This window comes from Streptacidiphilus sp. ASG 303 (genome assembly GCF_020991365.1).
In the GTDB taxonomy this organism is placed as follows: Bacteria; Actinomycetota; Actinomycetes; order Streptomycetales; family Streptomycetaceae; genus Peterkaempfera.
In genome coordinates this window covers 66,790-92,074 of the sequence record NZ_JAJLRA010000001.1, presented here as the reverse complement: position 1 = coordinate 92,074, position 25,285 = coordinate 66,790, and the positions used below count along the sequence as shown (strand labels likewise).

At 78.0% G+C, this 25,285-nt stretch carries 26 protein-coding genes; 14 read left to right on the top strand and 12 right to left on the bottom strand.

Annotated features, from left to right (window positions below; translation table 11 throughout):
* On the bottom strand, positions 1 to 477 hold the full coding sequence (locus LO771_RS00450) for a helix-turn-helix domain-containing protein (RefSeq protein WP_230647909.1): 477 nt from the start codon (positions 475 to 477) through the stop codon (positions 1 to 3).
* Between the two features lie 254 nt (positions 478 to 731).
* Here LO771_RS00450 and LO771_RS00445 point away from each other — a divergent pair, with 254 nt between their 5' ends.
* Positions 732 to 1,622, top strand: coding sequence for an alpha/beta fold hydrolase (locus LO771_RS00445; protein ID WP_230647131.1), 891 nt, complete (start codon positions 732 to 734; stop codon positions 1,620 to 1,622).
* A 676-nt stretch (positions 1,623 to 2,298) separates the two neighbouring features.
* On the top strand, positions 2,299 to 3,345 hold the full coding sequence (locus tag LO771_RS00435) for a hypothetical protein (protein WP_230647128.1): 1,047 nt from the start codon (positions 2,299 to 2,301) through the stop codon (positions 3,343 to 3,345).
* Between the two features lie 157 nt (positions 3,346 to 3,502).
* Here LO771_RS00435 and LO771_RS00430 read toward each other — a convergent pair whose 3' ends face one another.
* The gene (locus tag LO771_RS00430; RefSeq protein ID WP_230647125.1) at positions 3,503 to 4,540 is read right to left on the bottom strand and encodes a polysaccharide deacetylase family protein; all 1,038 of its coding nucleotides are present in this window, start codon (positions 4,538 to 4,540) and stop codon (positions 3,503 to 3,505) included.
* A gap of 353 nt (positions 4,541 to 4,893) precedes the next feature.
* On the opposite strand from LO771_RS00430, the gene LO771_RS00425 reads away from it, so the two are divergent.
* The gene (locus tag LO771_RS00425) at positions 4,894 to 6,453 is read left to right on the top strand and encodes a putative glycoside hydrolase (RefSeq protein WP_230647122.1); all 1,560 of its coding nucleotides are present in this window, start codon (positions 4,894 to 4,896) and stop codon (positions 6,451 to 6,453) included.
* Positions 6,454 to 6,534: 81 nt separating this feature from the next.
* On the opposite strand, the gene LO771_RS00420 is transcribed toward LO771_RS00425, so the two are convergent.
* A complete protein-coding gene (locus LO771_RS00420; protein WP_230647119.1) occupies positions 6,535 to 6,855 on the bottom strand; it encodes an isoamylase early set domain-containing protein in 321 nt (106 codons plus the stop codon).
* A gap of 419 nt (positions 6,856 to 7,274) precedes the next feature.
* Between LO771_RS00420 and LO771_RS00415 the strand changes: the two genes are divergently transcribed.
* Together LO771_RS00415 and LO771_RS00410 are read left to right on the top strand one after the other, a co-directional pair.
* Complete coding sequence (locus LO771_RS00415; protein ID WP_230647116.1) at positions 7,275 to 9,365, top strand: SpoIIE family protein phosphatase; 2,091 nt, start codon at positions 7,275 to 7,277, stop codon at positions 9,363 to 9,365.
* 85 nt (positions 9,366 to 9,450) lie between these two features.
* Positions 9,451 to 10,101, top strand: coding sequence for an AAA family ATPase (locus LO771_RS00410; RefSeq protein ID WP_304944743.1), 651 nt, complete (start codon positions 9,451 to 9,453; stop codon positions 10,099 to 10,101).
* Between the two features lie 87 nt (positions 10,102 to 10,188).
* Here LO771_RS00410 and LO771_RS00405 read toward each other — a convergent pair whose 3' ends face one another.
* The 4 genes from LO771_RS00405 to LO771_RS00390 all read right to left on the bottom strand — a co-directional run bounded on the left by LO771_RS00405 (position 10,189) and on the right by LO771_RS00390 (position 13,843).
* Positions 10,189 to 11,151 (bottom strand): ribonuclease BN, encoded by a 963-nt coding sequence (locus tag LO771_RS00405; protein WP_308188798.1) that lies wholly within the window; start codon positions 11,149 to 11,151, stop codon positions 10,189 to 10,191.
* A gap of 211 nt (positions 11,152 to 11,362) precedes the next feature.
* Positions 11,363 to 11,758, bottom strand: a complete 396-nt coding sequence (locus tag LO771_RS00400) for a hypothetical protein (RefSeq protein WP_230647111.1) — start codon at positions 11,756 to 11,758, stop codon at positions 11,363 to 11,365.
* A gap of 87 nt (positions 11,759 to 11,845) precedes the next feature.
* Positions 11,846 to 12,070 carry a YozE family protein gene (locus LO771_RS00395; RefSeq protein WP_230647108.1) on the bottom strand — a complete coding sequence of 75 codons (225 nt, stop codon included), beginning with the start codon at positions 12,068 to 12,070 and terminating at the stop codon, positions 11,846 to 11,848.
* Positions 12,071 to 12,205: 135 nt separating this feature from the next.
* Positions 12,206 to 13,843 (bottom strand): diguanylate cyclase, encoded by a 1,638-nt coding sequence (locus LO771_RS00390; protein ID WP_230647105.1) that lies wholly within the window; start codon positions 13,841 to 13,843, stop codon positions 12,206 to 12,208.
* A gap of 442 nt (positions 13,844 to 14,285) precedes the next feature.
* Here LO771_RS00390 and LO771_RS00385 point away from each other — a divergent pair, with 442 nt between their 5' ends.
* Positions 14,286 to 14,906 (top strand): hypothetical protein, encoded by a 621-nt coding sequence (locus LO771_RS00385; RefSeq protein ID WP_230647102.1) that lies wholly within the window; start codon positions 14,286 to 14,288, stop codon positions 14,904 to 14,906.
* Between the two features lie 114 nt (positions 14,907 to 15,020).
* Here LO771_RS00385 and LO771_RS00380 read toward each other — a convergent pair whose 3' ends face one another.
* On the bottom strand, positions 15,021 to 15,848 hold the full coding sequence (locus tag LO771_RS00380; RefSeq protein ID WP_230647099.1) for an aldo/keto reductase: 828 nt from the start codon (positions 15,846 to 15,848) through the stop codon (positions 15,021 to 15,023).
* Positions 15,849 to 15,943: 95 nt separating this feature from the next.
* On the opposite strand from LO771_RS00380, the gene LO771_RS00375 reads away from it, so the two are divergent.
* Both LO771_RS00375 and LO771_RS00370 read left to right on the top strand, forming a co-directional pair.
* Positions 15,944 to 16,156 (top strand): hypothetical protein, encoded by a 213-nt coding sequence (locus LO771_RS00375; RefSeq protein WP_230647095.1) that lies wholly within the window; start codon positions 15,944 to 15,946, stop codon positions 16,154 to 16,156.
* A gap of 405 nt (positions 16,157 to 16,561) precedes the next feature.
* On the top strand, positions 16,562 to 16,957 hold the full coding sequence (locus tag LO771_RS00370) for a hypothetical protein (protein WP_230647092.1): 396 nt from the start codon (positions 16,562 to 16,564) through the stop codon (positions 16,955 to 16,957).
* Positions 16,958 to 17,088: 131 nt separating this feature from the next.
* On the opposite strand, the gene LO771_RS00365 is transcribed toward LO771_RS00370, so the two are convergent.
* The gene (locus tag LO771_RS00365; RefSeq protein ID WP_230647091.1) at positions 17,089 to 17,475 is read right to left on the bottom strand and encodes an ATP-binding protein; all 387 of its coding nucleotides are present in this window, start codon (positions 17,473 to 17,475) and stop codon (positions 17,089 to 17,091) included.
* Between the two features lie 330 nt (positions 17,476 to 17,805).
* On the opposite strand from LO771_RS00365, the gene LO771_RS00360 reads away from it, so the two are divergent.
* Positions 17,806 to 18,414 (top strand): QsdR family transcriptional regulator, encoded by a 609-nt coding sequence (locus LO771_RS00360; RefSeq protein WP_230647088.1) that lies wholly within the window; start codon positions 17,806 to 17,808, stop codon positions 18,412 to 18,414.
* 381 nt (positions 18,415 to 18,795) lie between these two features.
* Entirely contained in the window at positions 18,796 to 19,092 is a 297-nt protein-coding gene (locus tag LO771_RS00355; protein ID WP_230647084.1) for a hypothetical protein, read from the top strand.
* A gap of 7 nt (positions 19,093 to 19,099) precedes the next feature.
* On the opposite strand, the gene LO771_RS00350 is transcribed toward LO771_RS00355, so the two are convergent.
* Complete coding sequence (locus tag LO771_RS00350) at positions 19,100 to 20,017, bottom strand: YhjD/YihY/BrkB family envelope integrity protein (RefSeq protein WP_230647081.1); 918 nt, start codon at positions 20,015 to 20,017, stop codon at positions 19,100 to 19,102.
* 243 nt (positions 20,018 to 20,260) lie between these two features.
* Between LO771_RS00350 and LO771_RS00345 the strand changes: the two genes are divergently transcribed.
* From LO771_RS00345 to LO771_RS00330, 4 genes are all read left to right on the top strand, one after another.
* Positions 20,261 to 20,563 carry a GNAT family N-acetyltransferase gene (locus LO771_RS00345; RefSeq protein WP_230647077.1) on the top strand — a complete coding sequence of 101 codons (303 nt, stop codon included), beginning with the start codon at positions 20,261 to 20,263 and terminating at the stop codon, positions 20,561 to 20,563.
* A gap of 168 nt (positions 20,564 to 20,731) precedes the next feature.
* Positions 20,732 to 21,973 (top strand): FAD-dependent oxidoreductase, encoded by a 1,242-nt coding sequence (locus LO771_RS00340; RefSeq protein WP_230647074.1) that lies wholly within the window; start codon positions 20,732 to 20,734, stop codon positions 21,971 to 21,973.
* A gap of 207 nt (positions 21,974 to 22,180) precedes the next feature.
* Positions 22,181 to 22,624, top strand: a complete 444-nt coding sequence (locus LO771_RS00335) for an STAS domain-containing protein (protein WP_230647072.1) — start codon at positions 22,181 to 22,183, stop codon at positions 22,622 to 22,624.
* 106 nt (positions 22,625 to 22,730) lie between these two features.
* Positions 22,731 to 23,093, top strand: a complete 363-nt coding sequence (locus LO771_RS00330) for a hypothetical protein (RefSeq protein WP_230647069.1) — start codon at positions 22,731 to 22,733, stop codon at positions 23,091 to 23,093.
* Between the two features lie 345 nt (positions 23,094 to 23,438).
* Here the strand turns inward: LO771_RS00330 and LO771_RS00325 are convergent, their stop codons facing one another.
* Together LO771_RS00325 and LO771_RS00320 are read right to left on the bottom strand one after the other, a co-directional pair.
* Complete coding sequence (locus tag LO771_RS00325) at positions 23,439 to 23,735, bottom strand: hypothetical protein (RefSeq protein ID WP_230647066.1); 297 nt, start codon at positions 23,733 to 23,735, stop codon at positions 23,439 to 23,441.
* A 6-nt stretch (positions 23,736 to 23,741) separates the two neighbouring features.
* Positions 23,742 to 25,205, bottom strand: a complete 1,464-nt coding sequence (locus tag LO771_RS00320) for an ATP-binding protein (RefSeq protein ID WP_230647907.1) — start codon at positions 25,203 to 25,205, stop codon at positions 23,742 to 23,744.
* Between the last annotated feature and the right edge of the window lie 80 nt (positions 25,206 to 25,285).

Here is a 25,285-nt window from a genome sequence, read left to right as displayed (position 1 = left end):
TCACCCCGAGGCGGACCCGCCCTCCGCGGGGTCCGGCTCCGCGGCCCGGCGCCGCTCCGCGGCGACCGCTCCGGCCGTCTCCGCGAGGAAGCGCCGGACGGCGTCCAGCTCCGCCTCGTCGTAGGACCCCGCGGCCGCCACCACCCGGCGGATGAGCGGTCCGAAGAACGACCAGCCGAGGGCGACGGCCCGGTCCTCGACCGAGAGCAGCACCCGCCGCCGGTCCCGGGTGTCGCGGACCCGGCGCACGTGCCCCTGCCGCTCCAGCCGGTCCACCAGCGCCGTGACGGACGCCGAGTTCAGCCCGAGCTGCTCGCCGAGCAGGCCGGGTGTCGCGTCGGCGCCCGCCCGGTCGGCGTCCAGCAGGTGGATCAGGGCCCGCAGGTCGGTGGGGTGGAGCCCGTGCCGGGCGGCGAACTCCGCGCCCAGCAGGTCGAGTTCCACGGTGATGCCGCGCAGCAGGTGCACCAGCTCCAGGCCGGGCTCCTGCCCCTGCGCCCGCCCGTGCCCCCCTTCGCGCCCGCGCCCTCCCTCACGCCCGTGCCCCCCTTCCGGCCCGTGTTCCTGCGCCTGCCGGTCCGCGGTGTCCTCCACGGCTGCCCTTCCCGTCCGCCGCCCGTCTGCCGCGCCACTCTGCCACGGGATCCTGTCGCGGGGCGGCCCGCACGGCTATTGTCTCGATGAACGAGATGATTGGCCAGTGAGGTAAACGCTCCCTCGGAGGTCCCCCCGTGCCCGGAACCGCCCCTGCTCCCGCCACCCCGGCCTTCCGCAGCCCGGCCGACGCCGAGGCGTTCTCCGCCGCCTACGACACCCTGCTCGCCCGCTGGCCCGTGCCGTTCGAGGCGGTCGACGCCCCCACCGCGTACGGCACCGCCCGCGTCCTCGTCTGCGGCCCGCAGGACGCCCCGCCGCTGGTCCTGCTGCCCGGCGGCGGCGCCACCTCGGCGGTCTGGTACGCCAACGTCGGCGCCCTGGCCCGCGTCCACCGCGTGCACGCCGTGGACCTGGTCGGCGACGTCGGCCGCAGCGTGCACCGGGGGCGCCCCCTGCGCGGCGCCGCCGACCTGGCGGCCTGGCTCGGCGAGGTCCTCGACCGCCTGGGCCTGGACCGCACCCACCTGTGCGGCCACTCCTACGGCGCCTGGACCGCCCTCCAGTACGCCCTGCACGCCCCCGCACGGGTCGACCGGCTGGTCCTCCTCGACCCCACGCAGTGCTTCACCGGCATGCGGGCGCGCTACCTGCTGCGGGCCCTGCCGCTGCTGCGGCCCACCGCCGTGCGGGTGCGCTCCTTCCACACCTGGGAGACCGGCGGCCTCCCGCTCGACCCGGACTGGCTGGAGCTGACCGCCCGCGGCGCGGCGGGCGTGCGGCGCCGGAGCGTCGTCGTCATGCGCCGCCCCCCGGCCGGGCGGCTGCGCACCCTCACCGCACCCACCCTCGTCCTGGCCGCCGGGCGCAGCCGCGCCCAGGACCCCGGCCGCCTCGTCGAGAGCGCCCGGCGGCTGCTGCCGCACGCGCGGACGGCCGTGCTGGCCGGCACCTCCCACCACACGCTGCCGATGCGCCCCGCGGACGAGCTCGACCGCCGGATCCTGGAGTTCCTCGCCCTGCCCTGAGGGCGGGGGGACCCCCTCCCCGCGCCCGCGGCGCGCCTGGGGGTGCCGCGTCGGCCACCGAGGCCCGGGCGAGGGCCGGGAGGTCCGCCCGGCGCCGCCCTGCGCCGGGCCCTGGCCGGGTGACGCCTCCTCGGGTCCCTGTTCCGCGACCGGGAGGCCCGCCCGACGCCGGACGCGCCCGCCGAGCAGGGGGCGGCCCGGTCCCGGCCCCGGGGGCCGTGCCCACGCCGCAGTACGGCAGGTACGCGCCGCGGCGCCCGGCGGTTCACCTGCCGTCCGTCCTGCTGCGGCGGCTGTGCGGATCGTCACGACCGGCCCCCGCGGCCGCCCGCCGGGGGAATACTGACCGCCCATGGACACTCCCACCCACCCGGACGGCGACGGGCCCCCGTTACCGGACCGGCTCGGACCCCGCCCCCGGCCCGACCGGGCGCACACGTCCCGCGCCCGCATGTCCGACGCCTTCCCGGCCCGCCGCCGCGGCGGTCCCGGGCCGCTCCCCGGGACCGCGGCGCGGTCCGGCGCCGGGCCCGGCGCGGGGTACGGCCCCGGCGCGGGGCCCGCGCCCGCCCCGCCCCCCGGCCCCGGCGGCCCGGCCGGACCGGGGGAGGGGCCCTGGGACGCCTTCGCCAGGCCCGTCCGCGGCCCCGGCGGCCCCGGTAGCCCCGGCGGCCGTTTGCCGGAGCCCGGCCCGCCCCCCGATCCCGCCCCGGACCCGGACCCGGGCCCCGCCCGGCTCGGCCTGGAGCCCGCCCGCATCACCGGCGCCCCGCCCGCGCCCGGGTCGGCCCCTCCGGCGCCCCCGGCCCGTCGGCCGGCCCGTCCCCCGGCGCCCCCGCCGCCCGCGGTCCCGCGGCGCAGCCCGGCCGTCCCCGCGCCCGGGAGGCCCACCGCCGTCCCCCCGGCGTCCGGGGTCGACGCGCCTCCCGCGCGCCCCCGGACCGCGGTCACGGCCGTCGTCGGTGCGGCGGCGGTCGCGGTCGCCGGGACCGCGTTCTGCCTCCTCGCCGCCGAGCCGCCGGAGCGCGCCGCCCCCGCCCCCGCCCGCGGCACCCGGCCGCTCCCGGCGTCCCCGGCGGCGGCCGCCGTGCCGGTGCCGCCGCAGGCCGCGGGAGGGGTCGCCGCCGTGGTGCTGGACGGCGTCTCCGGGGAGGTGCTGATCGGCTCCGGCCCCCGTACGTCGGCGGTCACGGGCACCGTCGCCGCCGACCGGGGGACGCAGCCCCGCTGGGAGGAGCGGGCCGGCCCGGGAGGCGGCCGCGCCCTTCACCTGTCCTGCCGGACCGCCGGAGGGCGGGTGCCGGTCCCGTGCGCCGGGCGCATCAGCCTGACCGTGCCGGACGGCACGGCCGTGCGGCTGCTGCGGCTCTCCGGCCGGGCGGTGCTCACCGGCCTGGCGGGCGACGTGGACCTCTCGGCGGCCTCCGCCGACGTCCGGGCGGCCGGTCTGCGCTCCGCGCGGCTCACGGCCGAGATCGCCTCCGGCAGCATGGACCTCGCCTTCGCGGCGCCGCCGGCGCGGGTCGCGCTCTCCGCGGCCTCATCGCACGCCGCGGTGCACCTGCCGGGCTGCGCGGCGTACGCGGTCAGCAGTCAGGGGACCCGGGCGAGCGTGGACAGCCGGCTGCGCCGCGACAACGCCTCGCCGCACCTGGTGGAGGTGGGGGCGGACTCCTCCGACGTGCAGCTGCTGCCGGACGCGCCCGCCCCCGGCCCCTGCTGAGCCGGCCCGGCGGGGCCGCCCCGCCGCCCGTCCCCGCGAGGAAGGCCGGCGGACGGCCCCGCGGCCGGGCCCCTCCGGCGCGCGCCTTGCCGCCGTGCCCCTCCGCGGCGCGTGCCGCCGCCGTGCCCTCCGGCGCGCGTCCGGCCGGTACGCCCGCTCAGTACGCCCGCGCCCGCGCGCGGTAGGCGGGCGCGAGCCGGGACTCCTCCGCCTTCGGGAAGGCCACCGTGGCCGGGTCGCCGTCCGAGGTGTAGCGGGACGACGGGTTCGCGGCCAGCCTGTCGAGCCACGCCGTGGAGCCGTACTCCGCCTCCTGGCCGTTGGCGCCCTCGGAGCGGATGCGCGGGATCGCGGCCGCGTCGAAGGAGGCGGAGAACGGGGACGGCGCCGGGTTGGCGCCCACCAGGTACACCCCGCGGTGCTGGTACGACACGCCCTGCGAGGAGCCGCGCACGGCGAGCGCCGCCTGCTCCGGCATGGACCCGAACGGGAGCGCGAACGAGACCACCCGGGCGCCCGGCGCCAGCTGCCGGATCTCCCTCAGGTCGCCCGCGATCTCGTGCTGCACCTCCTCGTCCCCCAGGGTGCGCAGGTTGGAGTGGTCCATCGTGTGGTTGCCGACCTCGAAGCCGTGCGCGGCGAGCCAGCCGAGGGCCTGCTTGCCGCCGGTGGCGGAGAAGGGCTCGCTGTTGACGAAGAAGGTCGCGGTGGCGCGGAAGCCGGGGTGGCGGCGGGCGACGTCCAGGAGGATGCCGAGCGCGCTGTCCGGGGCGGGCCGGCCGTCGGCGCCGAGGCGCACCTGGCTGTTGGTGGAGTCGTCGAAGGTCAGCACGACGGGGTGCGCGCCGGCCGGGACGTCGATCCGCCCGCCGGTGAACTCGGCGGCGGTGATCGGCACGTACCCCTCCCGGGCGAGCCGCTCCAGCTCGGCCCGGAAGTCGGCGGGGGTGCGGTCGTACACGCTCGCGGGGTGCTCGGTCAGCTGGTGGTACATCAGGACCGGGACCTGCCCGAGCTCGTTCGCCCGTACGGACGCCGGGTCCCTGGGCGCGTGCGCGGACGCCGACCCGGCGTCCCCGGCGGGCCGGGCGGAGGCGGCGGAGGAGTCCGTGCCGGCGGACCCCCCTGCCGAGCAGGAGGTGGCGAGCAGCCCGACGAGCAGGGCTGACAGGACGGGGACGGAGCGGCGGCGCACGGAACCTCCCGGGTGGTGGTGGACAGGCAAGACGTTGCCTGCGCGGCCCCCGGCCACAACCGTCCTGGCGCCGAACGGCCCAAGGAATGCCCGCCGGAGGGGGCGCGGCGGGGCCCGGGAGGCTGCCGGAGGGGGGCGCGGGAGGCCGTCGGAGGGGGTGCGGGTGCGCGGCGGGCGGGTCCGCGATCCGTCCGGGTGATATGCGGCAATTAACAGGATTATCCGACTGTGATCGGTCAATGACTCAGCGACGGGTCAGTCCACGATCAGGTTGGTGTCGAATGTCCCCTGCATCCGCAAGCCGGGCCGGTGCGACCCGGAAGCACTCCCTCCTGCGCACCCGCAGGAGCCGCGTGGCACTCGCGGCCGGCGTCGTCGTCCTCGCCTGCGGCGCCGCCGGCGCCTTCACCGTCCAGGTGCTCACCCCGCAGCTGACGGTCCGGGGCCTCGGCGCCGACTCCGTGCTCAACGCCGCGCACGCCAAGTCCCTGGCCATGTCCGTCACCGCCGACGACACCTCCCTGCTTCACACCCTCAAGGTCACCCTCGACGGCCACCCCGTCCCCACCCGCCTCCACGGCGACCGCCTGGAGATCCAGCCCGGGGCGCTCGCCGAGGGCCGCCACCGCCTCTCGGTGGAGGGCAGCCGCGGCTCCATCCCCTTCACCAGCCCCCGGGCCACCCGCACCTTCACCGTCGACACCACCGCCCCCGTCGTGCGGCTGGAGAGGACCCGGGCGAGGACCCTGCACTCCCCGGTCACCGTCAGCGGCACCGCGAAGGGCGCGTCCAGGGTCGAGGTCGACGGGCACGAGGTGAAGCTCGGCGACAACGGCTCCTTCTCCACCGTCGTCGAGAACCCGCCCCCGCGCGTCACGGTCACCGCCGTCGACCGGGCCGGCAACCGCACCACCGACGACGTCCACGCCGTGGTCCCGCACCCGCTCATGCGGGCCGCCCACCTCACCGCCATCGGCTGGACCTCCACCGAGCTGCGCGAGGGCGTCCTCGACCTCATCCGGCAGAAGAAGCTCAACGCCGTCGAGCTCGACATCAAGGACGAGGACGGCGAGATCGGCTACGCCTCCCAGGTGCCGCTCGCCCGGAAGATCGGCGCCGCCAAGGGCTACTACGACGCCCGCAAGGCCATCGCGGAGATCCACAGGCTGGGCGCCCAGGTCGTCGGCCGCATCGTCGCCTTCCGCGACCCGATGCTCGCCAACGCCGCCTGGAAGGCCGGCCACCGCTCCTCCGTGGTCCAGACCCCCGACGGGCAGCCCTACGGGGGCGGCAACTACGGGTCGCTGTCGTTCACCAACTTCGCCGACCCCACGGTGCGCCGGTACAACACCGACCTGGCCGCCGAGGCCGCCTCGCTGGGCTTCGACGACATCCTCTACGACTACGTCCGCCGCCCCGACGGGCCCCTGTCGAGCATGCGGTTCCCCGGGCTCGGCAGCGTGACCCCCGAGAAGAGCATCGCCGACTTCGTGGCCGAGACCCGCGCCGTCGTCCGGCCCAGGGGCGCCTTCCTCGGCGTCTCCGTCTTCGGTGTGGCCGCCACCCGGCCGCGCGAGATCGCCCAGGACATCGGCCTCATGGCCCAGCAGGCCGACTACATCGCCCCCATGGTCTACCCGTCGCACTGGGGCGCCGGGGAGTACCGCGTCGACAACCCCAACTCCCAGCCCTACGCCATCGTCCAGCGTTCGCTGGCGGACTTCGTGCGCAAGACCAAGGGCAGCGAGTCCCAGGTCATGCCCTGGCTCCAGGACTTCTCCCTCGGCGTCCACTACGGCCCCGACGAGGTCCGGGCGCAGATCCGCGCCGCGGCCGACGACGGCATCCACTCCTTCCTGCTGTGGAACGCCGGCGCCAAGTACCAGGGCGACGCCCTGGCCGTCGTCCGCTGACGCGCGCCGCCGCCGCGCCCCCCGCGCGCCGCCGCCCCCGTCCGACGAGCGGACGGGGGCGGCGGCGCGCGGCCGGCCCGCTCAGGTCAGCACGTAGCCGTTGGTGCCGTCGTGCTCGTCCGCGTGCTCCTCGTCGAACCAGTGGCCGTCCTCGGCCAGGTACCGGAACCCGAACCGCTCCTTGGCCGGCAGCGCCACCGTCACGGCGCGGCTGCCGTCGGGGCGCTGCTCCATCGGGTGGGCGCCGGGCCGCCACTCGTTGAAGTCGCCCACCACGCTCACCTGCGTGTGCGGGTGGTCGGCGGGCAGGACGAAGGTGACCTCGACGCGGTTCTTGTGCTTGGTGCGCTCCAACACGGCGGTCCGCTCCTCGATGGTGGGGGATGTCGAGGCGATCCTCACCCACCGCCGCCGCCTTCGGGCCGGATCCCCGCCCCGCCGCCGCCGTGGCTCACCCGCCCGGCGTCATCCCGTGCCCCGGACCGCCCCTCGACCGCCCCGGCCGCGCCCGGACCGCCCCGGCCGCGCCCGGACTGCCCCCGGCCGCGCCTGGACCGCGGCGCCCCGCCGCCGTGCGGCGTCCGGCGGGGTGCGGACGGCCCCCGGGCGAGGTATCACGGGTAGAGGCGTGCGGCCCGCCCGCCTCCGCAGCCGCGCACCCCGCCGCCGCGACGGGGCCGTACCGCCCGACGGGGCCGGCCCCGTCCGGCGGGGCGCCGCCACCACGGCGGAAGCCACCACGGCGGACGCCGCCGCGAGGGGGCCGGCCCGACCCGGCCCCGCCGCGGGGACCGTGCCGCCACGAGGAGGGAGCCGACGGTATGGCCGCGGATCCCGCGCCGCAGCAGCGGGCCGCCGATGCGGGCGTCACCGCCGCACCGGGCGGCCTGCTCGACCTACTGCGTGTGGCCGCCGTCGTCCTGGACTCCGACGGGCGGATCGCCCTGTGGAGCCCCGAGGCCGAGCAGGTCTTCGGCTTCACCGCCGCCGAGGCCCTCGGCCGCTACGCCGCCCGTCTCTTCGTGGCACCCGAGAACCGGCAGCTCGCCATGACCCTCTTCGGCCGGGTGCGGGCCGGCGCCGTCTGGGCCGGCGTCTTCCCCGTCCGGCACAGGGACGGCTCCGACCGCCAGGTCGAGTTCCGCACCATGCGCCTCGTCGACCGCGGCGGCGGCGTCCTCGCCCTCGGCCTCGCCGCCGACGTCAGCACCGTGCGCCGGGTCGAGACCGACATGGCCCTCTCCGAGCGCCTCGTCGAGCAGTCGCCCGTCGGCGTCGGCGTCTTCGACACCGGGCTGCGGTTCGTCCGGGTCAACGCCGCCCTGGCCGGGCTCGCCGGCCGCCCGGCCGCCGCGCTCCTGGGCCTCACCCCCGGCGAGGCCCTGCCGTCCGCGGACGCCGACGGGGTCGAGTCCGCGCTGCGCCGGGTGCTCGCCACCGGCAGGCCCGTCCTGGACCAGCGGGTCTCCGGCGGCCCCCAGGACGAGACCGGGCGCGACCACGTCTGGTCCGTCTGCCACTACCGGCTGGACGACTCCACCGGCCGGGTCCTCGGCCTCGCCGTCTCCGTGATCGACGTCTCCGAACGCCACTGGGCGTCCGCCGAGGCCATGGAGGCCCGCGAGCGCCTCGCCGTCATCGCCGACGCGGGGGTGCGCATCGGCACCACCCTCGACCTCCAGCAGACCGCCCGGGAACTCGCCCAGGTCGCCGTCCCCCGGCTCGCCGACCTCGCGGCGGTCGACATCCTCGACTCGGTGCTCGGCGACACCGACGACCCCTTCGGCTCCGCCACCGCCGCCGACGGCTCCATCCGCTTCCGTACCCTGGCCGTGGCCGCCGGCTACCCCACCCAGGCCATCCACGCCGCCGACCCGGTCGGGGCGATCGCCCACTACGACCCCTCCCGGACCATCAGCACCGCCGTCCGCGAGGCCCGCCCCGTCCTCGTCCCCCGCACCGAGGGGCCGCTGATGGACGAGGTCGCGCGGGACGAGCAGGCCGCCGGGGTCCTGGCGCGCGCCGGCGTCCACTCCTATCTCGCCGTCCCGCTCACCGCCCGCGGCGAGGTGCTGGGCACCCTCAGCCTCTACCGCACGGTCACCCCCCGCGCCTTCGGACGGCAGGACGAGACCCTCGCCTGCGAGCTCGCCGCCCGCGCCGGCGTCTGCATCGACAACGCCCGCCTCTACGGCCGCGAACGCGAGACCGCCCTCACCCTCCAGCGCAGCCTGCTGCCCCAGGAGCCTGCGGCGCACACGGCCCTGGAGACCGCCACCCGCTACCGGCCCGCCGCCGCCGGCCGCGAGATCGGCGGCGACTGGTTCGACGTCCTGCCGCTGGCGGACGGCAAGGTGGCCCTGGTCGTCGGCGACGTCATGGGCCGCGGTGTGCGGGCCGCCGCCGTCATGGGGCAGCTCCGCATCGCCACCCGCGCCCTCGCGGGCCTCGACCTCGCCCCGGCCGACCTGCTGGCCCACCTCGACGACATCGCGGCCGGCCTCGGCGACTCCTTCGCCACCTGCGTCTACGCCGTCTGCGACCCGCGGTGCTCGCGCTGCGAGATCTCCTCCGCCGGCCACCTGCCCCCGGTCCGCGTCCTGCCCGACGGCCGGGCGGCCCTCGTCGAGATCCCCGTCGCCGCGCCTCTCGGCGTCGGCGGCGTGCCGTTCTCGTCCGTCACCGTCGACACGGCCGACGGCACCCTCCTCGCGCTCTACACCGACGGGCTGGTCGAGCGCCGCGACCGGCCGATCGACAGCGGCCTGCGCGAGCTGCTGTGCCTGCTGGAGGGCCCCGCCCGGCCGCTCCAGGAGACCTGCGACACCGTCCTGGACGCCCTGTACCGCTCCCCGGACGACGACGTCGCCCTCCTGCTCGCCCGCCTCGGCGGCGGCACCGCGGCCCCGTAGGGCGGACCGGCGGGGCCTGCGGGTGCCCCGCCGGAACCCCCGGTGCACCATGGGGCGGGCACGGCACGGGCGGACGGAGGGGCGCATGCACGGACACGCCGACGGACACGCCGGCGGGGGCGGGGGCGGGGGCGGGGGCGGGGGCGGGAGCGCCGGCGCGGACGGCGGCGGGGGCGCCGCGGTGTGGGTCGTCGCCGGGGCGCCCGGTGCGGGCAAGTCCACCGTGGCCGACCTCCTGCTCGCCGCACTGCGCCCGGTGCCCGCGCTCCTCGACAAGGACGTCCTCTTCGCCGGCTTCGTCGCCGCCGTCCAGCGGGCCCACGGCCGTCCGCCGGGCGAGCGCGAGGGCCCCTGGTACGACGACCACGTCAAGCTCCACGAGTACGCCGGCATGACCGCCGCGGCCCGGCAGATCCGCCGGCCCGGCTGCCCCGTGCTGCTGGTCGCCCCGTTCACCGGCCAGATCCGCGACCCCGGCCGCTGGCGCGCGTGGACGGCGGAGCTCGGCGGCGACCCCGTCCGGCTCGTCTGGGTGCGCTCGGACGCCGCCACCCTGGCCGCCCGGCTGCGTGCCCGCAGCAGCCCCCGCGACACGGGCAAGCTCGCCGGCTTCGACGCCTTCACCGCCCGCACCCTCCCCGACGTGCCGCCGCCCGTGCCCCACCGGGAGATCGACAACCGGACCGGCGCGCCGCTGCTGGCCCAGCAGGTCGCGGCCCTGGTCCGGGACGGCTGACGGCGGCACCCCGCACCTCGCCGCCCCGCACCTCGCCGCCCCGCCCCGAGGAGGAGCGTCCCGCCCCGCGTCGGCGCGGCGCGGCGGCTACCGGCGGCCGCGGGGGACGTGCGGCCGGTGCAGGCGCAGCCCGTGGAACCGCAGCCCGTGCGGCCGGGGCCGGTGCAGGTGCAGCTGCGGGCGCCCCGGGTGCGTCCGGCGCGGCCGGGCGTGCCCCGACGGCCGCAGGTGCACGTGCAGGTGCGGCCGCAGCCGCTCCCGCTCCTCCACCAGCTCCCGCCCCACCAGGGCGCCGCCGAAGACCACCACCCCCGCGCCGATCAGCCACGACTGCACGATCAGCACCGTCCCCACCGCGCCGTAGCTCACCGCGTTGGAGACGATCAGCGGTGCGAAGACCAGGGAGGAGAAGACCCGCAGACCCACCAGCCCGGCCACGGTCGTCACCGCCCCCGGCAGCAGCCGCCGCCAGGACAGCCGTCCGCCGAGCAGGAAGTGCTGGCTCCACCAGAAGAACAGCACGGCGGCGGTCAGCGTCACCAGCACCCGCAGCGGGCCCCGGCCCGCCAGCAGCCCGCCGCTCAGCACGTCCGCGAAGAGGTAGGCGGTCAGCACGGTCAGCCACACCACACGCCGCCAGGCGGTGTGCCAGGGCCCCGACGGCATGTCCCACACCCGCTCGTACCCGGTCTGCACCACCGAGGCGAAGGAGAGGCCGAAGACCGCCAGCGCGGCCACGCTCAGGGCGCTGGTGGTGCTCAGGACCTTCGCCGGTGCCGCGAAGAGCTCCTGGACGGCCGCTGCCGACCGGCCGGAGATGCCCATGCCGTCCACCACCCACTGGGCGAAGCCGTGGCCGCCCACCGGGTCCGCCGCCGCGACCACGATCAGCAGCGGGACCAGGGTGACCAGCCCCAGCGCCGAGAAGCTCAGCGCCCGGTGCATCAGCTCCAGCTCGCCGCCGCGCCGCCAGCCGCGCCGCACCCCCGAGCGGTGCCAGGTCAGGTGCAGCCGCCGGTACCAGGGGACCGCCGACGGGCGCGGCCGCATCGGGCGGACCGGATGCAGGATCCGCCGCCCCTCCGGCCCGGCGCCCGCCCGGTCCGGCCGCCCGGTGGCAGGGCCCTCGGGACCGCGGCCCTCGGGGCCGGCGTCCGCCCGCCGGGGCCCTTCCGGCCAGGGCTCCTCCGGGCAGGGACCCTCCCGCTCCCCGCCCCCGGGCTCCTCCCGGCCGGTCCCCGCGCCGCCGGGTCCCTCCCGGTCAGGCATGCCGGTGCATCCGCTCCCGGATCCCGCGGACCAGCGCGTCGGTGACCATCTGCAGCTGCAGGTCCGCCTCGCGCAGACGCTGCCCCTCGACGGTGTACACCTCCAGCAGCCGGTCGACCGTGCGCGGGTCCATGCCGGCGTCGGCCAGGTCGCGGCGGGTCGTCGACCAGCCGTGCCGCAGCCCGGCGATCTCCGCCCGCAGGTGCAGGTCGGCCTGCCGGGCCAGCAGCAGCGGCTGGTGGTGGAAGACGTCGTACTGCTCCCAGGCCGCCGGCAGCAGGCCCCACATCCACCGGACGGCGGTCTCCTCCCAGCCGTCCGTGCCCGGTGTGCGGACCGCGTCGGGCCAGCCCCGGGTCACGGGGGCGCGGCGCCGTTCATCGCTCACCCCTCCAGCGTGCGGCGCCGCCCCGGCTCCCGCGACCGGGCGGGGGAGCGCCCGGCCGCCCGGGGGCCGGACGCGGTCCGGTGCCGGTCACCGGACGTGGCTGTAGCGCTCCCACGCCTCCTCCAGGGTGTCCACCGCGCCGGTGTCGGCGCCCCGGGCGACCAGGCGCTCGCGGCACCGCTCCAGGTCGACCGGCCCCTCCGGCCACTCCGGGTCGTCGAGCACCGTGCGGGCCAGGTCGCCGAGTGCGCCGTGGATCTGGGCGTACGAGAGGAGCCAGGCGCGGAACGTCCTGTTCTGCTGATCATTCATGCCGGGCATCCCTACCCCCGGGACCGCCCGGGGCGACACCCCCGGGCCACATCCACCCGTCAGGGCCGCACGGGCCCTGCGGCCCCTCCGGCCCCGGCCGCCCCGCGGGTCGCGCCCCGCACCCCCGGCGGGGGCCTACTCCTGCCCCGACGCCGGGAGCCGGGCCCCGTCGGCCGCGACCGCCACCCGGTCCCGCCCGGTGCTCTTGGCCCGGTACAGGGCCCGGTCCGCCCGGTCGAGGAGCGCCTCCGCCGACTCGGTCCCGTCCCACAGCGCCACCCCGGCCGAGAACGTCTGCCCCAGCGGGGTGGCCCCCCGCAGCCGCTCCAGCACCGCCGCGGCCTGCTCGGCCCGCAGCCCCACCACCAGCACCCCGAACTCCTCCCCGCCGTAGCGGGCCAGCAGGTCCCCCGAGCGCAGCTGCCGCTGCCAGGCCGCGGCGGCGCCGCACAGCAGCCGGTCGCCGGCGAGGTGGCCGTGGGCGTCGTTGAACCGCTTGAAGTGGTCGAGGTCCAGCAGCGCCACACAGACCGGGTCGCCGCTGCGGGCCGCGCGGGCGAGCTGCCGCGCCACCTCGAAGTCCCAGGTGCGCCGGTTGGGTATCCCGGTCAGGCCGTCGCTGCCGGCGAGCTCCGCGAGCCGGTCCGCCTGGACCTGCACCTGCGCCGCGAGGTCCGCCACCCGGACCACCACCAGCAGGAACAGCACGGCCGAGGCGACGCTCACGGCGAGCCAGTCGATCCGCTCCGCCCCGCAGGCCCCCTGCGCGAAGAGCACCCCCGGGGCCAGCAGGGTCGCCGCCGCGAGGACCGCCAGCCGCCTGCGCGTCAGCTTCGACGCCGCCCGGCCCGCCACCTCGGAGAGCGTGCGCATCGAGGGGTGCAGCGCGGCGGCGCCCCACAGGAGGTAGGAGAGCAGCCACCCCGCGTCCAGGATCCGGGCGTCGCCCCGCCCCGCGGCGGACAGGGCGGCGAAGGCCGAGTCGGTGAGGGTCAGCAGGACGAGGGAGGCCGCCAGCAGCCAGTACGAGCCGTTCCGCAGCCCGGCCGGGACGAGCACCCGCAGCACCATCGCCGCCACCACCAGGTCGGCGGCCGGGTACGCCAGGGACAGCAGCTGGGCGAACGGGCCGTTCAGGCCGCCGCCCGCCGCCGGACGCATGAGGAAGACCCAGCACAGGAGCCCCAGGCCGGTCGCGACCAGCGCGCCGTCCAGCAGCCCGGCCCGGTCGGAGCCCGGCCCCCGGCGCCGGGTGAGGGCGTGCAGCGCGGTCGCCAGCACCGGGTAGGCGGCGAGGTGGAGGACGTCGGCCGCGGAGGGGAACGGCGGGCGGTGCAGGACGTCCTCACGGAGCCCGTGGACGACGTCGCCGCACGTCCACAGCAGCTGGGCGGCCGCCAGCAGGTACCACCGGCCCGCGGCGGCGGGCCGGTGCAGCCGGACCCCGAGGACCACCGCCAGGGCGCTCGCCACGCCGGTCGCCGCGTAGAGCGCGTCGCATGCCCGGCCGCGCGGCAGGGCGGAGCAGCAGCCCGTGAGCAGGGCGCCGACGGCCAGCCACCGGACCCACGCCGTGCTGCGGAGCCGCGCGCCGGCGGGGGAGCGGGCCGGGAGGACCGCCGGTCCGGGGCCGCCGCCGCAGGCGCGTCCGGACGCCGGGGCCGGCACGTTCGGGAAGGGCGCGTTCGGGGAGGGCGCGTCGAGGGAGGGCCCGTTCGGGGAGGGCGCGGCCGGGGCCTCCGGGGAGGGCGGGACCGACGACCGATTCTCCATCCACCTCTCCCTGACCGCTCTCCCCGCGCGCCGACCGCGACCCTCCCCTTATAACGACTTCGCTCACCTTCGGGCGGGGTTTCACCGAATTCTCCGCAGGAAGCGACACGTCCGAAACCCGCAACCGCCGCCCCACCTGCGGGGCAGCCGCCCCGGGGACCCCGGGGCGCCGGACGTACCGGGTGGTAGGACACCCCTTGTGCGTATTTCGGGGAGTAGGTTACGTTTCGTTTCCTACCACCCGGCAGGATGCCGGTACGGCCGTACGCGGCCGGGACCGGCCGGTACCGGCGCGGGGGAGCGGCCGTCCGGGCCGCGGCCAGGCCCCCGCCGCGTCCGGTCCTGCCGGGCGCCCCCTCCGGACCGGGATGCCCGGCCGCCGCACCGCACCCCCGTGCGTGCCGTGTCCGGACCGGGACGGTGAGCAGCAAGGGAGCAACACGTGGCACGTCCGACACCCCCGCAGGAGCCCACCCCCGACCCCCGCCGCCCGGTTCCCGGCCGGTCCGTCCCGGGACGGCAGGCCGCGGCACGGCCTACCCCCGCCCGTGCCGAGCTGCGGCCGTGCGGCCCCGGAGCCTCCGTACCGTCCCCCCACTGGCCCGGAGCCGTCTGCCCGCCCACCTCGGCCGGGTTCCAGCAGTCCGCCAAGGCGTGGCTGTTCGAACTCGCCCCGGCCCGCTGGTGGCACGAGGAGCTGCTGCACCGGTACCCCGTGGAGCTGGCCCGGATGGTCCGGCTGCGGCTGGAGGCCGACGTCGCCGCCATGCACGCCGGGCTGCGGACCGTCGCCGGTCCGTCCGCCGCCGGTCCCGTCCCCGCCGCCGGGCCGGCGGCGCGGCCGGAGCCGGTCCTGGTGCCGGTGCAGCCGGCCTCGGAGCTCTACATCCGCGAGCGGGAGTGGGCCCGGGCCATGCTGGAGCAGGTCAAGCTGGTCGAGCAGGCGCTGCGGACGGCCTGCGTGCGCCCCCGGCGCCGCCGCGCCTCGGCCGCCGCCTCCCCGGGCGTGGCGGCGGGCCCGCTCCGCTCCGCGCTGCCCAGGCAGCGCCCGGCCACGGGCTGACCCGGCGGCCCACCCGCCCGGTGCGCGGGCCGGGGCCCGCAGGTCGCCGACCTGCGGGCCCCGGGCCCGTACCCGGCGCCGTGCCCCGGTGGTCCGGGGCGCGGCGCGGGGGCGTCAGTTGAAGGCGTCCGGGTCCGGACCGATCCGGGTGCCGGACTCCAGGGCCCCGATCGCCGCCATGTCGTCCGCGTCCAGCTCGAAGCCCGTGACGTCGATGTTGGCGCGGATCCGCTCCGGGGTGACCGACTTGGGGATCACCACGTTGCCGAGCTGGAGGTGCCAGCGCAGCACCGCCTGGGCGGGGGTGGTGCCGTGCTTCTCCGCGACCGCGGCCACCGCGGGGTCCTCGAGCAGCTCGCCGCCCTGCGCCAGCGGGCTCCACGCCTCGGTGGCGATGCCGTGCTCGGCGTGGAAGGCCCGCAGCTCGGCCTGCTGGAGGTGCGGGTGCAGCTCCACCTGGTTGAGGGCGGGGACGACGCCCGAGTGGTCCATCAGCCGCCGCAGGTGGGCGGGGGTGAAGTTGGAGACGCCGATGGCGCGGGTGCGGCCGTCGGCCAGCAGCTTCTCGAAGGCCCGCCAGGTGTCCAGGTAGCGGTCCCGGGCAGGGGTGGGCCAGTGGATCAGGTACAGGTCGACGTGGTCGAGCCGGAGCTTGGCCAGGCTCTCGTCGAAGGCGGCCAGCGTGGAGTCGTAGCCCTGGGCGTCGTTCCACAGCTTGGTGGTGACGAAGACCTCCGAGCGGGGGAGCCCGGAGGCGGCCAGGGCGTCGCCGACCCCCTTCTCGTTGCCGTACACGGCAGCCGTGTCGATGCTGCGGTATCCGGCCTCCAGGGCGGTGCCGACCGCCGCGGCCGTCTCCTCGTCGGGGACCTGGAAGACGCCGAAGCCGAGCTGCGGGATCCGGACGCCGTTGTTGAGAGTGACGGTGGGGATGGAGTTCATGCCCCTGACACTAATTGCGGACGCCTTCTATTGCAAACGCACACGCCCGGGAAAACCCCGCGCCGGTGTCCGACCCGTCCCCTACCCTGGGGCACATGTACGAAGCACTCTCCGACGCGGCGCGCGACACCCGCGCGCTCCAGCGCGACCTCGACGCGGCCAACGACGCCGTGCGGGCCTTCGCCGCGCGTCGCACCGACTGGCCCCCCGAGGCCGTCCTCGAACTGCAGCGCCTGCAGACCGGCTACCTGGCCGCCCTCGACGCCCTGCGCTCCGTCCCCCGCGGCGGGCTGTGCACGGCCGCCTGACACCCGCAGAACCGCCTCCTCCGCGCGCCCCCGCACCGCTCCCGGTGCGGGGGCGCGCCGGTCTACCACAGCGGACGGCTCCCGTCCCGCAGAGTCCGCCAACTGCTCCGACGCCGTCCCGGAGCGGGCAGAATCCAGCCGTGCTCTCCATCGCTCACGCATCCGGCCCCGCTCCGCGGCCGGCCGCCCCCGCCGGCGTCTCCGCCGGCCTCTCCCGCGCCGCCGCCCCCGAGGCGGGCGCGCCCCCCGCGGCCCCCTCCCTCGGCGCGCGCCGGCGCGCCCCCCGCGCGCGCTGAGCACCCTCCGGGCGAAGCGGGCGCCGCCGAGTCGCCGAAACTCGTCATGCATATGCCAAGTGCATGGCACCATCGTGAGCATCCCCGGTCGGACAGCAGGAGTAGCCCCGTGGTTTCCTCGACGGCGTTCTGGTGCACCAGTTCCGCGGCGCAGGTGGCGGGCGAGCGGCGCACCTACGCCCTCGGCGGCCAGTTCACAGCGACCGCGGAGGCGGCGATGGACTGGCTCTACGCCCGGCTGACGGCGATCGCCGAGCAGCTGGACCCGCCCGCCCCCACCACGGTCCGCGACTGGCTCGGCGATCCGGCCCGCTACGCCGACGGGCTCCGCGGACTGCACGCGGGGCGCATCGTCGCCGTCGACCTCCAGCAGGACGAGGTCTGCTACACCGTCGGCGTACGGGCGGTCCGCTGCGCGGCGCCCCCGGTCTCCTGGCCGGACCCGGTACCGCCGCTGGTCCCCGCCGCCCTCCGGCCGGCCGTCCTGCCCGCCCTCCTCGGCTGACCCGCTCCGGGCCCCGCCGTCCGCGGGGCCGGCGCCCGCCCGGCGCCGGGGCCTCCCCTCCGGTCGGCCCGCCCCCCGGCGGAGCCCGCCCGGTACCGCGCTCCGCGCCCCGGGGCCGGCCCGGACGGTCCTCACGCGGCGACGGGCGCCCCGTCGGCGCGGACGGTGAACGCCACCACCTTGCCGTCGGGCGTGCGGCGGATCTCCGGCGGCGCGCCCAGCAGCGCCCGCACCAGCGGCAGGCCCCGGTGGTGCTCGTCGTCGGCCGCCGCGTCGGTGGGCTCCGGCAGCCGCGGGCTGGGGTCCTCGACCTCGCAGCGCAGGGCGTGGCCGCAGACCGACACGTGCACGGTCATCCGGCCCCCGGCGTGCTCCACCGCGTTGGAGGCGATCTCGCCGAAGACGTGCACCGCACGGTCGACCGCGTCCCCGTCGCGCCAGGACAGGTCCAGCAGGGACTGCAGCCAGCGGCGCGCCAGGTGGGCGTGGAGGGCCTGCGCGGGGAAGGACCACGTCACGGAGGCGGCCTGTGCGGCGCACCCGTCCGTCCGGTCCGCCCCGGCGCCCCCCTGCCGGGGGACCGTGCAGGGCGACGGCGGCCGCCCCCGCGTCACCGGCGGTCCGCCGCCGGCCCCCGGCAGGGGGAAGAGGCCCGCGCGTGCGCCCGGGTCGAAGAGGGACGGCATCACCATGCCCGCTCCAGTCTGTGGGGGGCCGCGGCGCGGAGGCCGCGGATCGGTCCGGGACGGGCCGGAGGCGCGGCGGTCCGGGCGGGGCGGCTGTTCGCCGCCGAGGCGGGCCCGCCGTGAGACGCGGCGGCGAAATGTCCCATAAGGCACACTAGCGGTGTGTCGCACAGGACGGAAGGGAAGCCGCCGCCGACGGCCCCGGAGCGGGATTGCACACCCCCTCCGAGCAGGGACGACCTGCTGGAGCTCGCCCGGGCCCGCTTCCGGGTGGACGGCCTGTTCGAGATGCGGGAGCTGGCCGACGCGCTCGGCGTCTCCCGGGCGACCGTCTACCGGTGGGCGGGCAACAGGGAGCTGCTCCTCGGCGAGGTTCTCTGGGACCTCACCGGGCGGACGCTCGCGTGGGCGCGCGATCAGGCGCGCGGCGACGGGGCGCCCTACCTCGTCGAGGTGTTCGAACGCTTCGTGGTCGCGGTCGACGAGTCCGCCCCCCTGCGCCGCTTCCTGCTCCGCGATCCCGAGCTCGCCCTGCGGGTGCTCACCTCGCGGCACGGCGTGGTCCAGACGCGCCTGGTCGCCGCCGTGCGCGACATGTTCCGGGCCGCGGAGGAGCGGGGCTCCTTCCGGCCCGCCATCGACCTCGACACCCTGGCGTACGCCGCCGTCCGCCTCGGCGAGGCCTTCGTCTACAGCGATGTGATCACCGGTACCGACCGCGACGTCCGCCGCGCGGTGGACGTGCTCCGCCTGCTGCTCCGCGGCATGTGACGCACCCCCTCCGGCGGGGCCGCCGGACCCCGGGCGTACGGGGCAGTCCGCGGCGCGCCGCCCGCCCGGGGCCGTCGGCGCGCCGCGGGCGGGCGGCGACCCCGGCGTTCCTGCGGGGGCGTCCCGCCTCCCGCGTCCGCGGGCGGATCCCCGGTGCGGCCACGTCGGGTCGCGTGCCCCGGACGGTCTAGCGGGGCGCCCCTGCGCCCGGCGGCCTCGATTCGCTCCTCTCGCCCCTCTGACCTGCGGTGACGCCCCGTGTGCGGGGGAAGCGGAGCGTGTCCTGGAGGTGACTCAGGGGAGTCGCCGGCGTGCGGGCCGGGTTCGAACTTGCTTACGTTCGTGCCACCGGTTGTTCGGATCAACCCGAAGGGAAGAACCATGAGCAAGCGCATCACCCGCATCGCCGCCACCGCGGCCCTCGCCGCGGCCGTCACCGTGGTCCCGCTCGCCGGCACCGCCAGCGCCTCCTCCTGGGGCCACCGCGGCCACCACCACGGCCACCACCACGGCCACCACCGCGGCCACGGGGGCTACGGCGGCGGTTACGGCGGTTACGGCGGTTACGGCGGCGGCTACGGCTTCGGAAACCGCGGACTCGGCTACGGCGGCCTCTTCGGCTTCGGCGGCTACGGCGGCTTCGGCGGCTTCGGCAACAACGTGGCGATCGTCTTCTGACGTTCCATCACCAGCGCCACCGCCACCGGCGGGGCCCGGACCCGGTCCGGGCCCCGCCGGCCCGTGTGCGCCCGTCGGCCCGGCCCTCCCGCCCCCGCGCCGCCAGCAGCCGCACCACCGTCCCCTCCGACGCGAGGACGTACCCCAGGCTGACGGACGCCGTCACGGCCGCGCCGACCACGATCAGCCAGGAGAGCAGCGTGAACACCGCGCCGTACGCCCCGAACTGCCGGACGGCGCGGTCCAGGGCCCGGGGCAGGTACAGGCGCGCCGCCCCGCTCAGCACCACCACGGAGACCGCGCACAGCACGGCCCCCGGCAGCAGCGGCCTCCACGGCACCCGGCCGCCCAGCAGCAGGTGCTGGGTCCACCACCACAGCAGGACGTCGACCAGCAGGACGAGCGGCACCCCCAGCAGCGGCCCCACGCCGAACCCGTTGCGCAGCGGCCCCTGGAGCACGAACACCGCCAGCCACACCGCCAGCCAGACCGGCCACCGCCACGCCGCGATCCGCAGGCCCGACCGCGGCAGCCGCCACGCCCGCTCGCACACCCGCTGCAGGGCCCGGCTGCACGCCGTCGCCGAGACCAGCGTCACCACCGCGCCGACCACCCCGAACGTCTCCCGCGTCACCCCGTCCGGCGACTGCAGCAGCTGCTTGACCAGCTCCAGCGACTCGCCGCGCAGCCCGAACTCGCTCCGCAGGGAGGACAGCAGCTCGTCCCGCACGGGCGCGGGCGCGAACGCGCTGAAGACGAGGAGCGCCGGCAGCGCGGCCAGGAACACCTGCGCGGCCAGCCGCGTCCCGTTGTCCAGCACGTCGACCCGCAGCAGCTGCTCGGCCACCCGCGGGAGGAGGGGGATCCGCGACCACAGCGCCCGGACGGTCCGGCGCAGCCGCGCCGCCCGCTCCCGCGCCCTCACCGGGGGACCCCGCGGGCGCCGTACCCGCATCGCACCTGTGACACCCGCCGCTCCTCGACGCCTCGCCGCCGGCCCCCTGCGTCCACCCTGCCCGATCGCGCCCCGCCGGGCCCGTCCGCAGGACGGAACCGGGGTGTCGGCCGCGGGGGCGGGTACGGTGCATCCCGCGGGCGGCCGGCCACCGGGGCCCGCCGACCGGCCGGGGCGGCGGACCGCCGCGGCCGACCAGCGCAAGGAGAGCCGATGGACATCGCCGTGACCGACGCCCCCGGGCGGAGCCGCTTCGAGGCCAGGGAGGGGGACCGCCTGGCGGGCTTCGCCGAGTACATCCGCAGCGAGAACCTCGTGGTCTACCCGCACACCGAGGTCGATCCGGCCTTCGAGGGGCGCGGCGTCGGCAGTGCGCTGGCCCGTGCCGCGCTGGACGACGCCCGGGCCCGGGACCTGGCGGTCCTGGCGACCTGCCCGTTCATCGCGGGCTGGATGGGGCGCCATCCCGAGTACGCCGACCTGGCCTACCAGAACCGCAGCAGCGTCCAGGACTGACCCGGCCCGGCCCGGCCCGGCCCGGGACGGCCCGGGCCCGGACGGCCGGTCCGGCCCCCGGGCCCGGACGGCCGCGGGCCCGTGCCGCCGCGCGTCGCCTCGGCCACGGCGGCCGCGCCCCCTACCGTGGCGGCAGCACTGCGACGGACCCGGCGGACGGAGACCACGATGGCGGCGGCGGACAACGACCCGATCGACGTGCTGGTGGTGGGCGCCGGCATGGCAGGCCTCGCCTGCGCCGCCGACCTGGCGGCCGCCGGCCTGAAGGTGCGGGTGGCGGAGGCGTCCGACGGGGTCGGCGGGCGCATGCGCACCGACGTCCGCGACGGGTTCCGGCTGGACCGCGGCTTCCAGGTCTTCAACACCTCCTACCCCCAGGTGCGGCGCCGGTTCGACCTGCGGTCCCTGCGGCTGCACCCCTTCACGCCGGGCGCGCTGCTGCACACCCCGCGCGGCAGGCTGCGCTTCACCGACCCCACCCGCAGGCCCCGCGACTCCGCCGACCTGGTGTCGGGCCGCCTCGCCTCGCCGCGGGACCTGGCCGCGCTCGCCGTCCTCAGCGGCCGCGACATGCTGCTGCCGCCCGCGGTGCTGCGCCGGTCGGCGGACGTCACCACCCGGGAGGCCCTGGCCCGGGCGGGGGTCTCCGAGGCCCTGGTGGAGACCTTCTTCCGGCCCTTCCTCTCCGGGGTGTTCCTGGAGGACCGCCTGGAGACCTCCGGCCGGTTCTTCCACCTGGTCTGGCGCTCCATGCTGCGCGGCACCCTGTGCCTGCCCGCGGCGGGCATCGGCGCGGCGCCCGCCGCCCTCGCCGAAGCCCTGCCCCGGGGCACCGTCCGGCTGGAGCAGCCCGTCGAGGGGCTGACCGGGGAGGGCGCCCTGCTCAGCGGCGGCCGCGAGCAGGCGGCCCGCGCCGTGGTCGTGGCCACCGGCCCGGCGGCGGCCGCCGTCCTGCTGCCCGGGCTCGCCGTCCCGGACACCCGGGCGGTGACCACCTACTACCACGCGGCCCCGACCGCGCCGCTCGCCGAGCCCACGCTGCTCGTGGACACCGAGGGCGGGGTGCTCAACACGGTGGTGCTGAGCGAGGTCTGCCGCGGCCTCGCCCCGGCCGGCCGGGCCCTGGTGTCCACCTCGGTGCTGGGCGGCGGGGGCCGCGAGGCCGAGGTCCGGCGGCGGCTGGCCGACCTGTACGGGACCGACACCGCCGCCTGGGAGCCGGTCGCCGAGTACCCGGTGGCCGAGGCGCTCCCGGCGATGGCCCCGCCGTGGCCGCTCACCCGGACCACGCGGTTCGCGCCGGGCCGGTACGTGTGCGGCGACCACCGGGCCACGGGCTCCGTCCAGGGCGCGCTGGCGTCCGGGGCGCGGGCGGCCAGGGAGGTGCTGGCGGACCTGGCGGCGGCCTGACCCCGGCGGCCCGGCCCGGGCCCGGACCGGACCGGGGCCGGTTCGGCCCGGGGGTGCCCGCGGGCCGGCCCCGACCGCGGCCCGGTTCGCCGCTCCGTTCGCCCGTCCGTTCGGGCTGCGGAGGGAGTGCCGAGCGAGGAAACGTATCTGCGGTGACACCGGGTCCGCCGCCGTTTCACCGTCCGCGACGGGAGCAGAAGCGCAGCCGTGAACGATCACGATTCCTGGTTCCCGGACGCCCTGAGCCTCCTCCCGCTGCCGCGCGTGGAGGCCGCGGCCGACGAGGTGGTGCTGAGCGCCGCGGGGGCCCTCGACGGCGACAGCGCCGACGAACTCGCCCGCAGGGTGCAGGCCGAGGCCGACGGGGGCGCCCGCTGGCTGGTGCTGGAGATGTCCGGGGTGCGGTTCGTCGACTCCTACGGACTCGCCGCGCTGCTGCGCGTCCGCCACACCCTCGTGAACGCCGGGGGCGGGCTGGTGCTCGCCGCCCCCGCCCCGTCGGTGACGAGGATGCTGGAGATCACCCGGATGCAGCACGTCTTCCCCGTGGCCCCCGCCCTGCCCGCCGCCGTCGACCACCTCCGCCGCTCGCGCGGCGCCGGCCTCCCCGCCGGGCCGTGCGCCGACCGTCACCCGGACGGCGGCTGCTGAGCCGCGCCGAACCGGGCATGCGAGCCGTGGGCCGGGCCCCGCCGGGCGCGGCCCACGGCCGCGACCGCGGCCGGACCGCCCCCGACCGTGGAACGGAGCAGGTGCCGTGGACGCCCTCCTCTGGCTGCTCATCCCCGTCATCGCCGCGGTGGGCGCGGCCGTCTGGGCCGCCCGGGCGCAGCGGTCCCGCACCCCCGGCCTCTGGCGCGACCTCGAACAGCACCGCCGCATGTCCGACGCCCTCGCGCGTACCGGCACGGACGCACCCCCCGCCCCCGCCCCCGCCCCCGCAGCCGGGGACCCGGCCGGAGCCGTGCGGACGGCCCCGCCGCCCGAGGCGACCCGGCTGCGCCCGGCGGGTGCGCCCGGCGGCGGGGCCGTCCGTGCGGTCGGGGTGCGCCGGCTGCGTCCCGGGACGCGCCGGCGCCCGGTGGCCGCCCGCGACCGCGCCGACTCCTCCTGGCCGTAGGCCGGGCCGCGGACACCCCCGGCGCCCCCGGCGCCCCTGGCACCGCGGGCCCGGGGCGGGCCCCCTCCGGCCCGTCCGCAGCATCGGGCTCCACGCCGGTACGGCCGCCGCACCACGGCGGTACGGCGGCCGCACCACGGCGGTACCGCCGCCGCACCGCGACCGCGGTGCCACGTCCCGCGCCGGTCCCGGCGGCCGTGACCGCGCCGCCACCGGCCCCCGGCCGGGACACCGCAGCCGCAGGCCCGGGACCGGCGGACCGCAGCAGCCGCCCCGACGGGCGGCGGGCCCGCGGTCCCGGGCCGCGGTCGTGCCGCGCGGGACACGGCGCCGCCCTGCCCGGAACTACCCCGTGTAGAGCGGCAGCAGCACCTCGGCGCGCTCCGCGACCAGCCGCTCCGCCGCCGCCACCGACGGCTGCGCCGCCAGCTCGCGCGGCGGCGTCCGCAGCACGTCCTCGAAGCGCGCCGCACGGGCCCGCTGCCTCCTGCGGGCCTCCGCCCGCGCCCGCGCCGCGTCCTCCGGTTCACGCCACCGCCGCGCGCCCTCGCGCACCAGCTGCGACGCCCGGAACAGCAGCCGCGTCACCACCACGGAACCGATCGCGCCGGCGCCCAGCCACGCCGTCAATCCGCCACCCATGACGGGCTACTGCCCGCCCTCCGCGGATGCAACCCGGTCCGCGGCCCCCTCGTCCGGGCCCTCCTCCTCCGGGCCGGTGAGCGGCAGGCAGACCACGAAGCGGGTGTCGCCCGGCCGCGACTCCACGCGGATGTCGCCGCGGTGCCGGTTCACCACGATCCGGTACGAGATGTCGAGTCCCAGGCCGGTGCCCTCGCCCACCGGCTTGGTCGTGAAGAACGGCTCGAAGATCCGCGGCCGCACCTCCGGCGGGATGCCGTGCCCGGTGTCGCCGACCTCGACCAGCAGGTGCCGCCCGTCGCCGCGGGTCCGCACGGTCAGGGTGCCGCTGCCGTCCATGGCGCCGAGCGCGTTGTCGAGGAGGTTGGTCCACACCTGGTTGAGCTCGGCTGCGAACGCCGGGATGCGGGGCAGCCCCCGGTCGTACTCCTTCACCAGCCGCACCCCCGGCGGGACCTTGGCCTGCAGCATCACCAGGGTCGCGTCCAGCAGCTCGTGCACGTCGACGGTCTGCTGCGGGGCCCGGTCCAGCTGCGCGTACTGCCGCGCGGCCCCCACGAGGTCGGAGACGCGCCCGACGGCGTCGTCGATCTCGCCCATGAGCAGCTCGGTGTCGACGCTGTACGCGATCCAGCGCACCGCCGCGTCCAGGTTCTCCGCGCCCACCGCCTCGCCGACGGCCGCCAGCCAGCGGGCGTCGATGCCGCCGGAGACCAGGGTGGGGGAGAGGTCCCAGGCCCCCTGCACGCCGTGCTCGTCCAGCCAGTCGGCGAGGCCGTCCTCGGCGTCGGCCGCGGCCAGGGCGGCCAGCTGCGGCGCGTCGGCGGCCCGCTCCACCGCCGCGTCCTGCAACTCCACCAGGGCGCGCAGGCGGCTGCCGTCCAGCCGGCCGTCGGCGATCATCGCGAGCTTGTGCCGCATCCCGGCGACCCGCTCCCGCAGCGCCGCGGTGGCCCGCACGGCGGCCGCGGCGGGGTTGTTCAGCTCGTGGGTCAGGCCCGCCGACAGGGAGCCGAGCGCGATCAGCCGCTCCCGCTCCCCGAGGAGGACGCTGCTGGCGCGGGCGCCGAAGAAGAGCCCCTCCAGCAGGTGCAGCGCCATGGGGAACCAGGTGCGGACGGCGGTGGCGAACTCGTCCGCGGGCAGCACGAAGAAGTCGGTGTCGACCAGCGCCCGCAGGCTGTGCTGGTACACCTGCTCGACCCTGTCCCCCAGGTAGGACTGGACGGCGCCCGCGTAGACGCCGCGGTGGTCGGTGCGGGAGATCTCGATGTCGTCGCCGTGCAGGCGGCGGCTCAGCGCCACCGCGCCCCGGAGCATCACGAAGAAGCAGGTGGCGGGCTCGCCCTCGGCGAAGACCGCGCTCCCGGCGGGCCGGTGCTCCACCCGGCCGCGCTCCGCCAGCCACTCCAGCTTGTCCCGGTCCAGGGCCTTGAAGAGGAAGAGCGTCCGCAGCCCGTCCGGGGTCAGCCGCTCCCCGGCGGGTGCCGCGCCGGTGCCGGGGGCGCCCGCCCCGGCGGTGTCCGCCCCTGCGGTGTGCGCCCCGGCGG